The sequence below is a fragment of the Agrobacterium sp. CG674 genome, from assembly GCF_053521645.1.
Genome location: NZ_JBNWDZ010000007.1, coordinates 262421 through 280242, shown reverse-complemented (window position 1 = coordinate 280242; position 17822 = coordinate 262421). Strand labels below are relative to the sequence as shown.

Here is a 17822-nt window from a genome sequence, read left to right as displayed (position 1 = left end):
TTACCTGTTTTTCCAATAGAATCCTACGTGCAGGAGACGGGAGCAGATTGCAGTGATGCGCCAAAGCCCTGTGGATCTCAAACACATTAACTTGAAAGCTGTGGTCGGAGCAGTTCTTTTCTCCGTCACTGCATTTCTGGCTTTCACGCTGCCGGATCACCCGGATGCTCTGGGAATGGATGCATTTTTGCGTTTGCCGCTTGAATGGCCTGCCATCGCCATCCTCGTGCTGATGACACGGGGCTTGCTTAGGCGTCTCATTATTTATCTTTCCAGTTTAGTGGTCTTTGTCGTTCTCTTCCTGAAAATAGCAGATATCGGCGTGCAGACCGCCTTCCAGCGGCAGTTCAATCCCTATCTGGATTTGAAGATGCTGGCTGATGGCTGGAATCTGATTTCGGGTACCATGGGAACGCCTGCTGCCCTCATAGCTTTGACGGGCGGCATCCTTATTGTCCTGCTGGTCGTCATAATCTTTCTGAACTCGCTCCGACAGATGGCTGAGGCCCAAGCAAACCTTCGCAGACTGCTCATCGGCGTTTTTGCGTGCATTATCGCAGGAGCTGCAAGCCTTTTTTGGATCGACAAGACGCGTGTGGAGTTGGCTACACCCACCTATCTGACTGGGCGGCTTGGCCTCGTTGTCCGCTCTTTCGCAGACATGCAGGTGTTCGAACACCAACTCGGGGCAGGCCTTGGGCCCCGGGATGGAAGCGGTCTTTTTCAGGCGGTGAAGGGCAAGGACGTATTTCTCATTTTCGTGGAATCCTATGGGCGTTCGGCAGTGGATGACCCGCGATACTCAGTCGTGACGTTACCCCGGCTCTCTGCAATGCAAGCACAGATCGAGGCGACAGGCCTGCAGGCGGCAAGCGGTTGGGTCACATCGCCCACTGTCGGCGGGCTAAGCTGGTTGGCCCATGGCACGTTGCTATCCGGCCTGTGGGTTGATAGCCAAGCGCGCTATGATCGTCTGATGATCAGCCGCCAGCCAAGCTTGAACCGGCTGTTCCAACAGGCTGGTTGGCAAACGGTTGCAGTCATGCCGGCCATCACCATGGCATGGCCGGAAGCGGACTATTTCGGCTACAATCAGATCCTGTCCGCAACTGGTCTGGAATATCGTGGCAAGCCCTTCAACTGGGTTACGATGCCGGATCAGTACACCCTGTCTGCTTTTGATCGACTGGCTTTGAAGCCCGCATCTTTGCTCGGTCAAAACGTGATGGCTGAAATTGCCCTCATCTCCAGCCATGCACCCTGGACGCCCCTACCAAGACTGGTAGATTGGGATGCTGTTGGCGATGGCTCGATTTTCAACGATCAGGCCACCAGTGGTGATCTTCCCTCTGTGGTTTGGGCTGATCCCGACCGCGTTCGCAGCCAGTACATTCAAACCATCGATTATTCGCTGGCGACACTCGGGGACTTCATGGCAAGGCAGGGGAAGGGTGCGGTCTATATCATACTCGGAGACCATCAGCCCGCCTCCATTATTACCGGCCCTGATGCGTCGAGAGCAGTGCCGGTGCATATCGTCACTGACGATGCACAGCTTCTCGCCCGCTTTCAGAAAGATGGGTTCACCAGCGGAATGACACCTGTCGATGCGACTGGAGAAAGGTCGATGAGCGAGCTACGTCAACTGTTGATCGAGGCGTTCAGCAACGCAGAGAAATAGCGACCTGGACTCTTCCTGACCAAATTCGACTATACTGCCTTCGGAAGTGCGACGATCCATATTTCTCGCTTGATTGGCGGGCGTCGGATCAGGCCTACTTCAACGGGATGGCGCCAATGATCCCGCACTTGCATTCATGGCAAAACCATAAGCTAAAAGCTCGATCCTCTTCAGCCAAACCAAGCTATCACTCTCAGACGATTGGTGTGTGGCTGGAACCATTGAGCGGGTCTGAGCTTGTTACCGCATTATCTTAGTCGTCGCATCTCTGATACGAATGTCTGGCGCTGTCGCGGTGTCGCCTTGGGAGTAAATGCACTTGAATTTCCTGGATGATTTCGACTGGTCGACGACCCCGCTCGGACCAAAAGACCAATGGTCAGTTGCTCTACGGACCATCTACGATCTCATCACTGCATCCGGCTTTGGCATGTGCGCAACATGGGGGGCTGAAGGGACTTTTCTTTATAATGAGGCCTACGCTGAATTCCTCGGCGACCGCCATCCCGAAGCTCTCGGACAGCCCATTGCGCAAGTATGGCCAGAAATATGGGATGACATCAAACCACTCGTTGATCGGGCTATGGTAGGCGAAACCATTCGTCTCGAGAACCTGCATCTGATGATGACCCGCAACGGCTATGAAGAAGACACTTATTGGACGTTTTCCTACAGCCCCTTGCGTGACGGTGACGTGATCTCAGGCTTCCTGAATGTCGCTCATGACACGACAGCGCTCGTCTTTGCGCAAAACCGTGACCGGGTGAATGCTGAGCGGGTGCAATTGGCGCTTGGCGCGGGCGCAATCATCGGCACCTGGTTTTGGGACATACCGACGGACCGCTTTACCATCGATGCCGCTTTTGCAGATAGTTTTGGGCTGGATCCCGCACTCGGCAGGACGGGTATTCCGTTGGAGCAGATCATATCGACTGTGCATCCGGATGATCGCGAAGGCTTGATCGCAGCCATCAATGAGGTCATTTCTCGCGGGGGTGCCTACGCCCATCAATATCGTGTCCTCCGTCGTGATGGAAAGTACTACTGGATCGAAGCCAATGGACGTGTCGATCTTGCCGAAGATGGCTCTCCTTCCAGCTTTCCCGGCGTCTTGATCGATGTCGAAGAGCGCCGTGCGGTAGAGGCTGAACGTGACCGCGCCATTTCCATGTTACGTGCGCTGAATGACCAGCTGGAGCAACGCGTTTCAGAGCGCACATCCGAGTTGCTGAAGGCGCAGGACGCCTTGCGCCAGTCCCAGAAGATGGAGGCCGTCGGCCAACTGACAGGTGGGCTTGCGCACGACTTCAACAATCTTCTGGCGGGCATTTCGGGAAGTCTCGAACTCATGGGGCGCAGATTGTCTCAAGGGCGCGCGAACGAGTTGGATCGATATCTTTCGGCCGCACAAGGGGCCGTCAAGCGGGCGGCTGCGCTCACCCATAGATTGCTGGCCTTTTCCAGGCGCCAGACACTCGATCCAAAGCCAACAGATATCGACAAGCTGATAATAGACCTTCACGACCTGATACAGCGAACCGTCGGTCCATCGATCGATATTGAGGTCACGAAGACATCTGAAACATGGAAAACGCTTGTAGACCAGTCGCAGCTTGAAAATGCTGTTCTCAATCTTTGCATCAATGCGCGGGACGCCATGCCGGATGGTGGCAAAATCACCATCAGAACGGAAAATACAACAATTGAAGCGCAGGCGATGGATGAAGTTGGCCCTTCTGACGGCGAGTATGTCTGTCTGAGAATAACAGACACGGGCACGGGCATTCCAGCAGATGTGATCGACAAGGTCTTCGAGCCATTCTTTACCACCAAGCCACTGGGGCAGGGGACAGGTCTCGGCCTTTCCATGATCTACGGGTTTGCAAAGCAGTCCGGGGGAAAAGTCGAAATATCATCCGAGCAGAATGTTGGAACGACGGTTTGCATCTATCTTCCGCACCATATGATCGAAGGAGATATAGCCACTGAAACTGTGGATTCCCGCACGCCCGGTGGGGCGAGAGCAGAGGAAACTGTGCTGGTTGTCGATGATGAGCCGACAGTTCGGATGCTGATTTCCGATGTGCTTCAGGAGTTCGGTTACACCGTCATCGAAGCCGCTGACAGTGCGACGGGCTTGAAGATATTGCAGTCTGATGTCGGTATCGATCTTCTGGTCAGCGATGTCGGTCTTCCTGGAGGGATGGATGGACGGCAGATGGCCGATGCCGCGCGCCTCAGCCGTCCCGGATTGAAGGTTTTGTTTGTCACAGGCTACGCCGAAAACGCCGCTGTGCGGGACGGCAAACTGGATCCTGGTATGGCTGTGCTGACCAAGCCTTTCGCGGTGGAAACGCTCGCGGCTCAGGTTCGCGAACTCATCGGGTGAGCTTGAGCAGTCAATATCGACCGCCCAAGCGCACTCAGACGTGTAAGCGCCCTAGCTATCCGTTCCGCGCTGCTGAGCGACCGCCATGGCAAAGACGCCGTTTCCAACGCTCCAATCCGAATAATCGTTTTCGTGCATGAATATGAAAACATCTTTCAGAGACACGGCTGCCTTTGTTTCCAGGTTTCTGGTGATGGCAGCATAGAGTGTGCGCTTCATTGCGTCGCTTCGGCCTCTGCGCATCGTGATTTCAACGACGATCACATTGTCCGACCGTGCAATGCCGTTAAAGCTCCGGTCAAAAAAGAAGTCGCCATCCTGATACTCGCTGACCAGATTGAACAATTCGTCCTCTGGCATGCCGATAGCTTCGACCAGGGCATCGTGAATGCCCCAGACGATGTCATGCTTCCGTGACGGTTCTGTTCCCGACGGTATGGCTGTTTTGACAAATGGCATGCTTGATCTCGCTTTTCCTTGATCGATCAGCATGTGTTACCAGACAGAAATCTCTCTCCATATTGACGTCATAGCCGTGCCTATGTGACCTTTGCTCACATGAGAAACCGAAAGAACATACCCGTTGCCGCTTTGCGGGCCTTTGAAGCAGCGTCGCGTCACGGTCGGCTTGTCGCCGCTGCCGAGGAACTGTCTGTGACGCATGGTGCAATCAGCCGCCATGTCAGCCTTCTCGAGACATTGATCGGAACGCAGCTTTTCGAGGGGCCGAGAAATCGTCCACAACTCACTGCTGAAGGGCTGGTATTGGGCTTTGCGCTCACCTCTGCATTCGACCAGATCGAGGATGCGCTGCGGATTGTCAGGCGCGGCGACGACACCATTCTGGATGTCGCTTGCCTCAGCACATTTGCCATGCGCTGGCTCATTCCGCGTCTGCATGATTTCACGACAAAGCATCCGCGCTATGATGTGCGTCTGGCAACAGACGATCGTATGCCGCGAACCCAGGTCGACGTGCAGATTCTGGTGTTGTCGACCGATGCCGAGATGCCGCAGAATTGCTCGCCGCTTTTTCAGGAGCAGCTGGGGCTTATCATTGCACCTGCTGTTGCAAATGGACGAGAAACGCTGGACCATGACGAAGCCTTTGTGCTTCCCCGGTTGGAAACCAAAACGCGCCCGCATGTATGGCAAGAATGGGCTCATCTTACCGGCCAGAAGGATCATGGGAATGGGACGCGAGCCAGCATTTTCGATCACTATCACCTGACCATCGAGGCTGTGCTGAACGGGTTAGGTGCAGCTATCGTGCCATGGCATCTTGTTGCCGGAGACATCGATTGCGGCCGCCTCGCTGCGCCGTTCGGCTTCCTGAAGAGCGATCTTCAATACGTCGTGAAGGTCGAGCGGCCCGGACGGCGGAAGACGGAGCATTTTGTGAGTTGGCTGAAGGAGGAAATTGCAAAGTTTCCTCAATCGGCAAAATGAGCGAATATCTCTAGGCCTCACCTTCAGAGGCAGGCCACCGCGAATTTGTTGTTCGTGGTGGCCTTTAATTAGGGATCCTTCCGGATCAGGCCGTTCTGTAGCGTTCCAGCCAATGGGCGTATGGCGCTGGAAGCGTCCAGGATGGCTTTTCGATACCGAGCTCAAGCGCTGCCTGATATGGCCAATGATTGTTCGCAAGAAGCGGGCGTCCCAGCGATACAAGATCGACAACGTCATCCGCGATCAGCGTATTGGCCTGCTTCGCCTCGCTAATAAGCCAGCTTGTCGTGGCAGGCAGTCCAACTTCACGCCTTACGCGTTGAGCGATGGGTGCCATAAAGCCGGGACCCCACGGAATATTCGCAGTTGGGGTGGAAAACCCGATGCTGACGTCGATAATGTCGAGGCCGCCTGCTTTGAAGCGACGAACCATTTCGATCCCTTCTTCGAGATCGTCCGAGCCATCGAACTCGGTCACGCCGAAGCGGGCAGCGAGCGGCAGATGCTCTGGCCAGACTTCACGCACGGCATCCAGCGTCTCGAGTAGAAACCGCGCTCTTCCATCAAAGTCGCCGCCATAATTGTCTGTGCGCTTGTTCGACCATGTCGAAAAGAAACTCTGGCCGAGATAACCGTGAGCGAAGTGAAGCTCAAGCCATTCGAAACCGGCGGCCAGCGCCCGCTTGGCGGCAGCGACGAAGTCTGCCTTGACCCGCTCAATATCGGCAATCTCCATTGCCTGTGGCACCTTGCCAAGGTTTGCTCCGAAAGCAACGGCGGATGGCGCTATGGTCTCCCAGCCTCGGGTATCGGATTCTGGAATGTGATCGTCGCCTTCCCAAGGGCGGTTGGCGCTCGCTTTGCGGCCAGCATGCGCAATCTGGATTCCGGGAACCGCACCGGCAGCCTTCATCAGGCTCACGGCCTTTTTCCAGGGCTCGATCTGGTCATCGCTCCAGATGCCTGCGCAGCCGGGGGTGATACGGCCTTCCGGTGAAACCGCAGTAGCCTCGGCAACGATCAAACCTGCGCCGCCGCGCGCGAGGCCAGCCAGGTGGACATAATGCCAATCATTGATCGTGCCGTCCTCTGCCGAGTACTGGCACATTGGCGATACGACGATGCGATTTCGCAATGTCACGTCTTTAAGGGTGAAGGGGGTAAAAAGGGATGACATGATTGCTCCAACTGATAATCAGGAACTATCATATATGCTTTCGGTATTTCGATTACAATCGAACTATCCAATAAGATTTTCAGATGCTAGGTTACGTCATGCGCGCAATTCCACATCCCTCGATGAAAGACGTCACGCTCACTCAGGTGCTTTACGCTCTCAGTGATCCTGTCAGGCTCGGCGTTGTGCGTCAGTTGGCGGATGAGGGACAGGCTACATGCTCGGCGCTTGATGGCGGAAGGCCGAAATCTAGCATGTCCCACCATTTCAAAGTCTTGCGCGAAGGTGGCCTTGTTTTTACACGCACCGACGGGCCGTCGCACCTGAATGAGCTGCGTCGTGCAGAGATCGAAGAGCGCTTCCCCGGATTGCTGGACGCTGTTCTTGCCGCATCGGATGAGCGGAGTTGATGGCGATGCTTGCCACGGGCTTTTCAAACGAGCGTCGAGCGCGACGTGCTTCTAGTCCGGCAGGTCTTTGAGGATCAGGAGCCGATTGCCGGGCGCGTAGGCCACGACCTTTTCTTGCTCCAACGCATCCAGAACGGCAATGATCTCGCTCTGCGAGAAGCCTGCCGCATTCATTGGCATTGCGATGTCATTCAAATTGAAGGACATTTCCGGTGATGCCTTGAGGGTGCGCAGACGCTCCAGCAAAGCGACTTCTGTTTCAGAAAATCTGTTCATGTGAGCGTTTATAGGCCTTTTTGCGCTCGTATGTCTTTACCTGATCGGTGCTTATCCATCTACGAACGGATCTGCATGCGTCCCCGCTCATCGGCAATGTAGATTGCTGCAGTATTGTTTATAGTTGAATATATAAATCTAATATATCAGTATAAAATAACGATAAAAATCGTAAAATCTACGCTTATTGATGTAAAAAATAAATTGTGAACGTTTCAATTAAGATTATTTTTACAATCCGGCCCAAGAGTGAAGTGGCGGAAACAGATACTCGCCATGGTCGAAATATCCTTGCGGATGGCATGTGAATGACTTTACCTCTCATTAGAGGTTCGGCCTTTCACTTTCGGGCAGGGGTTGAAGAGGTGCAGTGCGCCGCATATGTGCAGGTCGATGTAGACCTTGCTGCCGGCGGTATGATGCCAACTTCTCCTGGAAGGTATTATGTTCAATTTTCGAGACAGATCCCGCATCGAAGCTATCGTCTGGATCGTGGCTTTTATTATCATTGCGACTTTTGCAGTCATGCTCGATGCGCACGAGGAGATCGATGCGTTTTTTAGATCTCAAGAACATTATCAATTGGACGAAATCGTCACTGCGCTTGCTATCGCTGGTGTCTTCGGCCTTGCTTATTCCGTTCTGCGCTTGAAAGACCTGTGGGTGGAAGGCAACCGACGTCGTCTCGCCGAAGAAAAGGCCGCCAGTGCCGCTTACCACGACGGTTTGACGGGTCTGCCCAACAGACGCTCACTCGACGCCGCAATCAATGAATTTGACATGCGAAAGTCCAGGCGATCCAAGCATGCGGCGTTTTCCATAGACCTTACCGGGTTGAAGAAAGTGAACAGCGAGCTGGGGCAGGCTGGCGGTGATGTCGTTCTGAAGGAAATTGCTATTCGACTGCTAAACCTGGAGCCCGACGACAAGGTATTCCATGTTGGCGGTGATCGTTTCATGCTTGTCACAAACAGTCCAAGTTTTTCCAATCCTGAGGCCTATGCCCACAGGATGTTGACGGCTATTTGTCGACCGATCAAGTTTCAGAATGTCTCGATCGAGATCGCAGCCAACTTGGGCTACGCGTTATTTCCGGACGACGCGAAAGATTTTTCGAGCTTGGTCCGGTTCGCTGAGAGCGCAATGTACGCCGCCAAGAAAAGCGGTCCAAACGTCTTGATGGCCTTCACGCCGGCGATGGACAGACGGGACCGCGAACGGGCACAAATGCTGGCAGATTTAACAGCAGCACTACATGGCAATACCATTTCGCCCCATTATCAGCCATTGGTGGATTTGAAGACCGGGGAGATTGTGGGTTACGAGGCCTTGGCTCGGTGGGAGATTCGGCCCGCTCAATTTGTTTCGCCGTGTGATTTCATTCCGTTGGCTGAAGAGACCGGACTAATCTCGGCGCTGACTGAACGCCTGTTCCGTCAAGCATGTCAGGATGCAATTACCTGGCCCTCGCACACGATGCTTGCTTTCAACCTGTCGGCTTCCCTGTTGGCGGATCGACTACTCGGCCTGAAAATCCTCAGAATTCTCAACGAAACAGGCATGGCGCCTCAAAGGATAGAACTCGAGGTCACGGAGAGCGCGATTATCCAAGATGCCGAGAGCGCGCAGTTCGTTCTCAACAATCTCGTTCAAACCGGAATCAAGCTTGCCCTTGACGATTTTGGCACGGGTTACTCTAGTCTGTCGCAACTCTCGAGTTATCAATTTCATACTCTGAAAATCGACCGTAGTTTCGTTTCAAGCTTCGAGGTGTGTGAGAAACAGGACAAAATCGTGAAAGCGATTATCGCCCTGGGGGCAGGCTTGGGAATGAAGGTGACGGCAGAGGGTATCGAGAACGAGGGTCAACTCGCAAAGCTGGAGGCGCTGGGCTGTGACCTGGGGCAGGGTTATCTGCTGGGCAAACCGATGTCCGCGATAGCCTTACGGTCACACAAAGTGTTCCGTATCCATAATCTCATGCCAGCAGCCAACAATCATTCAGCGTGATACCGGGTCCTGTCTCGGTGCATAGGAGCATGGATCATTAACCATGCCAACGTGATCGCCCCACCCATTTACCTCTTGCAAAGAGAAATGACCGAGGTTGTGGCTCGCTGGAATGAATACCAGGAGCAATGGAAAATGGCGAAAATTCTGATTACTGAAGATGAAGATGCATTGCGCGTCTTCGTGGCCCGCGCATTGCGCCTGGATGGCCATGAAACCCATGAAGCCGCTGATGGTGAGCAGGGGTTCGAGAAGCTGAGCGAACACACGTTCGATCTGTTGCTCTCTGATATCCGCATGCCGGTCATGGACGGGATCGAGCTGGCGCATCGCGCCTCATCGCAATTTCCGAAGCTCAAGATATTATTGATGACAGGCTACGCTGAACAGCGTGAGCGTGCCGACGACCTGATGGAAAAGATCATAGATGTCGTTCCGAAGCCCTTCGCGCTGCCCGATATTCGCAAGGCAGTTGCGCGTGCGCTTGCAGCGCCCCATGCTTGAGGCGGGCGCTGCTAGCCGGATTTTGTGTCTGAAAGCGCGTTCAACCGGCCTATGATGGCGGAAAAATCGTAGGGTTTGGAGAAGAATTCTGCCGATTCTGGAAGGTCGATATCATCGGCTGTCAGGCGGCCAGATGCCACGATGATTCCGGCCTCCGGGAAGCGATCTGCCACAACATGCGCTAGGTCTATGCCGGTCAGTTCGCCCGGCATCTGAATATCTGTGAACAGTAGGTGCACTGTGTGCTCGGAGATGAGAACCATCGCTTCGTCAGCCGTTTCAGCCTCAATGATGCTGAAGCCAGCGTCTTCGAGGGCATCAATCAGCGTCAACCTTATTAAAGGCTCGTCTTCCACCACCAGCACTGTACGCACACGTCACCTCCATTGAAGTATTGTGCAGGAACCCGTAGAGCTTGGATGGGTTCCATGTCCATTTTCGACAAGAGGGGCCTTTGCGATGTGCCTGCCATGTTGACACAGCGCCTCGGTGACCCTGCCAGCAAATGCCAAGAGCGCCCGGATGTATGTCCGGTGCGGTCAGTTTCGAGAGGGAGACGCTTCAATGACGATCCAGGGATCTGCCCAGCCTGAGTGGAATGCAAAGGAGCTGCGCAATGCCATCAAGTCAGCAGGTGTTGCACTCTGGACATGGAGCGTTAGTAACGACAATTTCGTGATGGATGCCAAGGGCTATGAGCTGTGGGACCTTACGGCAAAGGCGTCGTTGAAATTTGAAGACCTATCGATCAAGGTTCACCCTGCCGATCGAGATCGTGTCAGGGCATCGTTTGTTGCTGTCAAAGCCTCTGATGGGCCGTTCGAAATCGATTTTCGCATTTTGACGAGCAATGAGGACGTGCGTTGGATTTCCGCGCGCGGCGAGGGGAACGAGGGTGGCGCCGATTCCGATAAAATGTCGGGAATTTTTCTGGATGTAACAGGCCGCAAGCAGGCAGAGGAAGGTCATGAACTGCTTGCCGGTGAAATGAGCCACCGCGTTAAAAATCTGCTGGCACTCGCATCCGGCCTCACCACCATCACCTCCCGCTCAACCGAGACGAAAGAGGAGATGGCGCAGCAACTGACTCAACGCCTGGCCGCGCTTGGGCGCGCACATGATCTGGTGCGGCCTTTGCCCGATGGGCAGGGAAGTGCTGCGCTGCTGGGAGATCTGTTTGCTGTGTTGTTGGAACCTTACGATGACACGGGCGCGTTTTCCGGTCGGGTGCGCGTCGCTGTGCCGCGCATGGGCCTTGGGGAAAAGGCAGCAACGGGCATCGCTTTGATGATCCACGAACTGGCCACCAACTCCCTTAAATACGGTGCGCTTTCCACTGCGGAAGGATTGCTGGACATTTCGGGAAGCAAAACCGGTGACGACATTGAGATTGTATGGTCCGAACAGGGCAGAAAAGCAGCTCCTCCTAAAACCACCGAAGGATACGGCAGCAAATTGCTGAACCGCACCGTCACAGGTCAGCTCGGCGGCTCTATCGAGTATAACTGGACCGATGGCGGCGTGTTGATCACGCTGCGCATGAAAGGCAGCTTTCTGGCCCGCTAGGACATGACAGCGCCCGTGTGTTAGCGCGCAACGAGCTGCATGTTGAGTGGTTTTTCAGGGCGCAGCGTCAGTCGCATGATTGGCTTTGGAGCGTGTGTTTGAACGGCTGCAAGGCGAACCTTCTGCAGAAGCACCGCCAGAATGGCTACTGCTTCCATCACAGCAAAGGCATTGCCGATGCAAACGCGGGGTCCAGCGCCAAACGGCATGTAAGCGTAGCGATGCCTGGATTTGCTGGCCTCTGGATTGAAGCGCTCCGGATCGAAGACCTCGGCGTCAGGCCAGATCGAGGCATGTCGATGGACCGCATAGATCGGCACCATAAGGACGGTGCCGGCGGGAATGAGATACTCGCCAAGATGGAAATCCTGCAAGGCCGTGCGCGTGATGACAGGTGCTGGTGGATAGAGCCGCATGGCTTCGGAAAAGACCTGGCGGGTATAGGTTAGCTTTGAGATGTGCTCGGCAGTCAGATCCTCGCCTTCCGTCACCCCGTCAATTTCGCTGAGAACCTTTTTCTCAATCTCTGGATGGCGAGCCAACAGGTCGAATGTCCAGGCCAGTCCGAGCGCCGTCGTCTCATGGCCTGCGGTGATGAAGGTCATCAGATTGTCCACAATTTCCATGTCGGTCATTGTTCGGCCCGTCTCAGGATCCGCTGCCGCGAGAAGCATTGAGACCAGATCGGGCCGTTCTGCGGGCGCAGCGCGCCGTGTCTCAACAACGCGCATGAGGCTTGAACGCAGGAATTCAACAGCCGCCCTTGCCTTGCGGCGGCCGGGATAAGGCAGCCACTCCGGTGCTTTCAATATACCAAGAGCAAGGGTCCAGCCTGTTGGTTTCAGGAAGTCGGAAATGCTGCGTTCCACCCTGTCGACGTCAATGCCATGGCCGCCCGACATCATGGTCTCCACGATGATATCGAATGTGGTGTGCATCATCTCGTGACCGATATCGATATTATTAGAGCTGTCTGCAAGCCACTTGTCTCGCGTTCGCTGTGCGGCTGCGATCATCATTGGCTGCAACTCCAGAAGCTTATCGTGCCGAAATGCCCCGGCAACGGATTGGCGCTGCCACTTCCAATGGGCACCATCGGCCGTCAACAAGCCCTGGCCAAGCGCTGGGCCAAGGGCGCGTCTGACCTGATCGCCTTTGCACAAGGCATCCGCATTTTTCACCAGTGCTTCATGTATGAGGACCGGGTCAGCAAGATGCACGGTCACCTGTCCGGCGGTCTTTGAGAAAACAAGCGGCTCCGTAAAAATCGAAGGGGGAATGGCGTCGAGCGGATTGCGGATGATGGCCGCAAGAATTCTGGGCGTTGATTGCGGGGTGACAGGAAAACGCTTCGCCGTTTGTTCCTCAGCTCCGGTCGTCATGTCCATGGCATCTTTCCTTGATTGCGGGCGGCAACGGTTATATTTCATTAAGGTGTTCACCCAAATAAAAGTAAGGTGAACACCTTAATTCTGCAAGGGCAATGCAATGAAATCGACGATGCGTGTTGGCAGCGACAAAAAACTGAGCACACGAGATCGCATTCTCGAAGCGAGCCTTGCCTTGTTGAATGAAAAAGGCCCGGACCGAGTGACGACGGCGGAGATTGCACGCACGGTCGGCATCAATGAAGGCAACCTCTATTACCACTTCAAGACAAAAGAAGCTCTTCTGGTCGCTTTGTTTCAGCAACTCGAAGCAGATGCGATTGCGTTTTCATCCGCCATTGGGGGCAATGAGATCACCGAGGCCGCCGCCTATGCAGCCTTCATGCGCGACTGGTTCTCGATTGTCTGGACGCATCGCTACATGTTCCGTGATCTTCCTGGCATCATGGCCAATGCGCCTTCCCTGAAAGAGCCAATCCGCGTTTTGAGTGGTTCCATACGTCTTGCTGTGCAAGCGGGGATCACGCAAATGAGAGAGGTTGGCCTGATCGACATTCCAGAGGGTGACACCGCCGCACTCTTGGCAAATGTCTGGATCGTATCGACCTATTGGGCAGTTTATCTCAGCCTGCAGGAAGGTATTGAGGATTTGCGTCGGCACCATCTCGATTGGGGGCTAAACCAGGTGACCAGCCTCTTCAGACCTTATCTTTCACCCAACGCATTGCAAGAATTGCAGGCGCTGCTTGCGCAACCTTTTACAATGGACGAGGCGTCCTGAGCAAGCTATGTCTTTTTGCATGGCTGCGGTGCAATGTCGTCTGTTTATTGTGCGTTCGAATTTGGTATTTTGTTTTCATCGAAGCGATGCACCTCCTCCCGCAAAGCTTCGTTTCAGGCAACCCACTCCTCCTCCCAAGGGAAGCCTGATGGAACGACGGCACTCCTCCTCCCAGCCGTTGTTCGGTTCTTTTCGAAAAGCCTGCCGCACCTCCTCCCGCGGCAGGCTTTTTCGCTTGGAGTTATGCTGGGGTGGCTTTCAAATTCCGATCATACCACTGCTCAAGCCGCAAATGCCGGCTCGCCGGCAATCCATGTGCTGATGATCGCGTGGTCCTCATCCAGAACGATGAAGTCAGCGTCAAACTCGGGCTTCAACGATCCTTTTGTGTTGCCAACACCGGCGGCTTGAGCGGGATAGACAGTCGCCATGCGGACGGCTTCCGAAAACTCGATACCGATGACTTTGTGGATAAAGAGCACCGAGGACAACATGTCTATATCGGCACCTGCAAGAGTACCGTCGGCAAGCGTCAGGCGTCCGTCTTTCCGATAAATCTGCCGATCGTTCAGCAAAAGACCGTCAAGATCCGTTCCAATCGTCGACATGGCATCGGTGACGAGGAAGACATGGCCAGGGCCGCGCTTTGCACGGATGGCCGCGCCCAGAGACGCTGGGTGCACGTGAAAACCATCAGCGATAATGCCACAGGAAAGCTCTCCCAGATCGAGCGCGGCTCCAACCAGGCCGGGCGAGCGGTTTTCCAGCGGGCTCATGGCATTGAAAAGATGTGTCACCACCCGTGCGCCAGCATCGGCATAGGCTGTCGCGGTTTCGTATGTTGCGTTGGTGTGACCAAGGCTGACGATGAAACCAGCCTCCGCGAGTGACTTCACCTGCTCAATCGTCGCATTCTCCGGTGCGACCGTGATCATCAGCGCGTCGAACTTGTCTGCGACAGCGAGCAAACGCTGAAGATCAGTGTCTTTCATCGGGCGGATCAGCGCCGGGTGATGCGTGCCTTTGCGCGCCACAGAAAGATGTGGCCCTTCCAGGTGCAGGCCAAGGAAGCCTGGAACACCAGCCGTCTTCGCGTCAAGGCCAGCTTTTATGGCCGCAGCCGTGATTTCGGGCGTATCCGTTATCAGCGTCGGCAGAAGGGCTGTTGTGCCGAATTTGGCATGGGCCGCGCAGATATGGCGTATGCCGTCGACGGATTGGTCGTCGTTGAGCATGACGCCGCCGCCGCCATTGACCTGCAAATCAACAAAGCCGGGAATGATGGTTGCGCCATGGGCGTCAATCAGCTCATGCCCCGATGGCAACTCTGCCATCGGCACGATGCCGGAAACCTTGCCGCCGCTCAGCACAAGCGCACTGTTCTCATGCCAGGAAAAGCCATCGAATATCCGGGCGTTGGTCAGCACTCTTTCCATGGTCAGTGGGTCTCCGTGACTTTTTTAAGAGCAGGCGGCGCGTCAGGGTTGAAGCCCCGCGACCGAGACCATGCTTCCACGAAACCATAGAATGGCACAATGAGAGACAGTGCGTCGGTCAGCGGGTGACCTGTCGCTACAAAGGGAAGGCGGCGCGCATGGGCTGCGCCATCAGCGGTGATGAAGGAAAGTGCGCCTTTTTCACCGAGGCTGTCTGCGGTGGCGAGAACAGAAGATAATGCGGCATCGCGGGCGGCAAATGTCACCACTGGAAATCTCCGGTCGACCAGGGCCACCGGGCCATGCAGAACCTCGGCGCTGGAATAGGCCTCGGCATGCATTTCAGATGTTTCCTTGAACTTCAGCGCTGCCTCGCTGGCAATGGCCAGAGATGGGCCACGGCCCAGCATGAAGAGCGATTCAGCATTGCCCAACTCATCGGCCAAGGCCTGCCAATCCAGCGAGATTGCCTGGGTGAGTTTTTCCGGCAATTGTTGAATGGAGCGCTGAAGCTCTGTGTCTACGGTCCATTCAGCTAGGATGGCGAGGCCCGCCAGCACGGAATTGAAGAAGGACTTGGTCGCCGCAACGGCAAGCTCTGGCCCGGCATTGATATCCACGGCATGTTCTGACGCGTCTGACAAAGGCGAAGGCTGGGTGTTTGTCAATGAGATCGTCAGTGCACCCGATGCGGCTGCCGATTGGGCAAGCGCGACAATATCGGGACTTCTGCCGGATTGCGAAATCGAGATGGCTGCTGCGCGATCCAGTTTCAGGGATTTGCCATAGATCGAGGCTAGCGAAGGCCCAATCGAGGCTACGGCCCTGCCTGCCTGCTGCTCAATCGCATATTTCAGGAAATGAGCCGCATGGTCTGACGACCCTCTGGCGATGGTGATGAGAAAATCCGGGTTGCGATCTCGCAACGCCTTGCCAGCGCTTTGCAAGGCATCATGCGAGCGGGTGAGAAGACGGCTTGCGGCCTCGGGTATTTCGTTGATTTCCTGGCGCATATGCGTTGGCATGGCATTCTCTTTTCTGTCAGTTCAATGGGCGCATCAGCCGTCAGTCAGGGTCATTTCCGCGACGAAGTCATAGGCATCACCGCGATAAAGCGAGCGTGTCAGTTCCACCACGCGGCCGGAATCCAGATAGGAAATGCGCTCGATGGCAAGGCCCGCTGACCCTTCCGGCACCGCCAGTAAGGCTGCATCCTCGCGCGTCACGTTGCAGGCCGAAATGCGCTGCACGGCACGAACCGGCTTAAAACCTGTGCGATGCAGTTCAGCGTAAAGCGATGATGTCACCGCGTGAGGGTCCGGCAGGATATCGGAAGCAAGGCTCGCCCGCTCGATGGCAAGCGGCAATTCATTGGCAATGCGCAGCCGCTCCAGCCGTGCCACCATCATATCAACCTTCAGACCCAGCATCATCATCTCGTCCGATGACGGGTGAAAAAGCCCCCGGCCAAGCCATTCGGAACGGGTCACATAACCGCGCCGCGCCATGTCTTCGGTAAAAGACGTCAGCCGTGACAAGGGCTGTTGCAGACGCGAGACGGGTTTCATGACGAAAGTGCCGGAACCGTGCTTGCGGTTCAACAGTCCGTCCTTCACCAGATCATCCACCGCCTTGCGGACGGTGACCCGGCTCACATTGGCAAATTCAGCCAGATCGCGTTCCGGCGGCAGCGCCTGTCCGTGGCTGAGTTTGCCAGACAGGATCGCATCTTCAAGCGATTGGCGGAGCTTCACGTAAAGCGGTCCTGATCCGCTGGATTGAAGATCATCGGGAGAGAGAAACTGTGATAACCCCTCCATCATGCAGCCCCTTCCATCTCGTTCACGAAGGTTGCTTTCGCAAGGGCGACAGCACCGCAGAGCGCATCTTCGGCTGGAGGTGCAAGCCGTTCACGGTGGCGTGCCGCTAGATATGGCGCATAAAGCGCGGATAAGCCACCTAGCAGACACAGCCTGCCGCCACTCGTTAGCTCTGATACGCGATCAAGCGATGCGTCGATGAAGCCGGCGGCTTGTTTCAAAATGGAGAGTGCCGCCGCATCGCCAGCTGTGGCAAAATCGAAAACGCGGGGTGCGAAGCGCGCGTAATCGCCGGGCTTTGCGCTCTGCGAAAATGCGACCATCTTGCGTGGTTGATTGGAGAACTCTTCAACAAGCGCAATGGTCATTGTCGTTTGCGCAACGATCCCGTCATAGGCCAGCAAGCTTTCCTGCAGTGCCATCTGGCCCAGCCGCCCGCCGCTTCCAAGGTCACCGAGATGATAGCCCCAGCCACCCACATAGTGGATAACGCCTGCGCTGCGGGCAATGTAGATGGTGCCGGTGCCGAGAATAGCCACCGCCCCGTCTCCGTCGCCAAGCGCACCCTGAAGCGCAATCAGGCCATCGGACTCGATCACGGAATGGCGAAATGGTAGGCGTGGCATTACATAGGCGACGGTATTTTCGACGTGGTTACCTGCAAGGCCGAGATAGGCGCAGGCATTTTCAATGAGGCTTGCATCAAGGCCAGCATCCAGAAATGCTGCTTTCGCAGCATCCGCGATATTTGCGATCGCTGTATCCGGCGCCGTCATGATGTTGGATGCGCCGCTTTTGCCCCGACCGAGAATTCGGCCTGATAAATCAGCGACTGCCGCCCGGCAACTCGTGCCGCCACCGTCGATTCCCACGAGATATCGCTGCATGAAACTGTCTCCTGAAAAGAAGATACCAAAAAAATACCAATATCCAAG

At 55.3% G+C, this 17822-nt stretch carries 17 protein-coding genes; 8 read left to right on the top strand and 9 right to left on the bottom strand.

The genetic code is table 11. The annotated features are described in order from the left end of the window. The first annotated feature begins 175 nt into the window (after nt 1–175). Both ACQZ51_RS19010 and ACQZ51_RS19005 read left to right on the top strand, forming a co-directional pair. Entirely contained in the window at nt 176–1681 is a 1506-nt protein-coding gene (locus ACQZ51_RS19010; protein ID WP_448779589.1) for a sulfatase, read from the top strand. Between the two features lie 313 nt (nt 1682–1994). Then, entirely contained in the window at nt 1995–4070 is a 2076-nt protein-coding gene (locus ACQZ51_RS19005) for an ATP-binding protein (protein ID WP_448779587.1), read from the top strand. Nucleotides 4071–4121: 51 nt separating this feature from the next. Here the strand turns inward: ACQZ51_RS19005 and ACQZ51_RS19000 are convergent, their stop codons facing one another. Next, nucleotides 4122–4529: a tautomerase family protein gene (locus ACQZ51_RS19000; protein WP_448779586.1), complete on the bottom strand. Its 408-nt coding sequence runs from the start codon at nt 4527–4529 to the stop codon at nt 4122–4124. Nucleotides 4530–4628: 99 nt separating this feature from the next. Between ACQZ51_RS19000 and ACQZ51_RS18995 the strand changes: the two genes are divergently transcribed. Next, nucleotides 4629–5519, top strand: a complete 891-nt coding sequence (locus ACQZ51_RS18995) for a LysR substrate-binding domain-containing protein (RefSeq protein ID WP_448779585.1) — start codon at nt 4629–4631, stop codon at nt 5517–5519. An 85-nt stretch (nt 5520–5604) separates the two neighbouring features. On the opposite strand, the gene ACQZ51_RS18990 is transcribed toward ACQZ51_RS18995, so the two are convergent. Then, nucleotides 5605–6696 (bottom strand): NADH:flavin oxidoreductase/NADH oxidase, encoded by a 1092-nt coding sequence (locus ACQZ51_RS18990; RefSeq protein ID WP_448779583.1) that lies wholly within the window; start codon nt 6694–6696, stop codon nt 5605–5607. A 98-nt stretch (nt 6697–6794) separates the two neighbouring features. Here ACQZ51_RS18990 and ACQZ51_RS18985 point away from each other — a divergent pair, with 98 nt between their 5' ends. Continuing rightward, the gene (locus ACQZ51_RS18985) at nt 6795–7106 is read left to right on the top strand and encodes an ArsR/SmtB family transcription factor (protein ID WP_448779582.1); all 312 of its coding nucleotides are present in this window, start codon (nt 6795–6797) and stop codon (nt 7104–7106) included. 51 nt (nt 7107–7157) lie between these two features. Here ACQZ51_RS18985 and ACQZ51_RS18980 read toward each other — a convergent pair whose 3' ends face one another. Further along, nucleotides 7158–7382, bottom strand: coding sequence for a hypothetical protein (locus ACQZ51_RS18980; RefSeq protein ID WP_448779580.1), 225 nt, complete (start codon nt 7380–7382; stop codon nt 7158–7160). Nucleotides 7383–7826: 444 nt separating this feature from the next. Here ACQZ51_RS18980 and ACQZ51_RS18975 point away from each other — a divergent pair, with 444 nt between their 5' ends. Further along, nucleotides 7827–9392, top strand: coding sequence for a putative bifunctional diguanylate cyclase/phosphodiesterase (locus tag ACQZ51_RS18975; protein WP_448779578.1), 1566 nt, complete (start codon nt 7827–7829; stop codon nt 9390–9392). Between the two features lie 135 nt (nt 9393–9527). Next, nucleotides 9528–9896 (top strand): response regulator, encoded by a 369-nt coding sequence (locus tag ACQZ51_RS18970; RefSeq protein ID WP_448779576.1) that lies wholly within the window; start codon nt 9528–9530, stop codon nt 9894–9896. Between the two features lie 11 nt (nt 9897–9907). Here the strand turns inward: ACQZ51_RS18970 and ACQZ51_RS18965 are convergent, their stop codons facing one another. Further along, entirely contained in the window at nt 9908–10270 is a 363-nt protein-coding gene (locus ACQZ51_RS18965; protein WP_448779575.1) for a response regulator, read from the bottom strand. Between the two features lie 190 nt (nt 10271–10460). Between ACQZ51_RS18965 and ACQZ51_RS18960 the strand changes: the two genes are divergently transcribed. Further along, nucleotides 10461–11462 carry a sensor histidine kinase gene (locus ACQZ51_RS18960; protein WP_448779573.1) on the top strand — a complete coding sequence of 334 codons (1002 nt, stop codon included), beginning with the start codon at nt 10461–10463 and terminating at the stop codon, nt 11460–11462. Between the two features lie 20 nt (nt 11463–11482). Here ACQZ51_RS18960 and ACQZ51_RS18955 read toward each other — a convergent pair whose 3' ends face one another. Further along, complete coding sequence (locus ACQZ51_RS18955) at nt 11483–12850, bottom strand: cytochrome P450 (RefSeq protein WP_448779571.1); 1368 nt, start codon at nt 12848–12850, stop codon at nt 11483–11485. Nucleotides 12851–12950: 100 nt separating this feature from the next. Between ACQZ51_RS18955 and ACQZ51_RS18950 the strand changes: the two genes are divergently transcribed. Continuing rightward, nucleotides 12951–13631: a TetR/AcrR family transcriptional regulator gene (locus ACQZ51_RS18950; RefSeq protein WP_448779569.1), complete on the top strand. Its 681-nt coding sequence runs from the start codon at nt 12951–12953 to the stop codon at nt 13629–13631. Nucleotides 13632–13912: 281 nt separating this feature from the next. On the opposite strand, the gene nagA is transcribed toward ACQZ51_RS18950, so the two are convergent. Genes nagA through ACQZ51_RS18930 form a run of 4 tightly spaced genes read right to left on the bottom strand, consistent with a single transcriptional unit; the run spans nt 13913 to nt 17774 of the window. Further along, complete coding sequence (gene nagA, locus ACQZ51_RS18945) at nt 13913–15073, bottom strand: N-acetylglucosamine-6-phosphate deacetylase (protein ID WP_448779631.1); 1161 nt, start codon at nt 15071–15073, stop codon at nt 13913–13915. Then, on the bottom strand, nt 15070–16092 hold the full coding sequence (locus tag ACQZ51_RS18940) for an SIS domain-containing protein (RefSeq protein ID WP_448779567.1): 1023 nt from the start codon (nt 16090–16092) through the stop codon (nt 15070–15072). Before ACQZ51_RS18940 ends, nagA begins: the two co-directional genes overlap by 4 nt. Before the next feature lie 33 nt (nt 16093–16125). After that, nucleotides 16126–16890, bottom strand: a complete 765-nt coding sequence (locus ACQZ51_RS18935) for a GntR family transcriptional regulator (RefSeq protein WP_448779565.1) — start codon at nt 16888–16890, stop codon at nt 16126–16128. Continuing rightward, complete coding sequence (locus tag ACQZ51_RS18930) at nt 16887–17774, bottom strand: BadF/BadG/BcrA/BcrD ATPase family protein (RefSeq protein ID WP_448779563.1); 888 nt, start codon at nt 17772–17774, stop codon at nt 16887–16889. Before ACQZ51_RS18930 ends, ACQZ51_RS18935 begins: the two co-directional genes overlap by 4 nt. Nucleotides 17775–17822 lie beyond the last annotated feature (48 nt).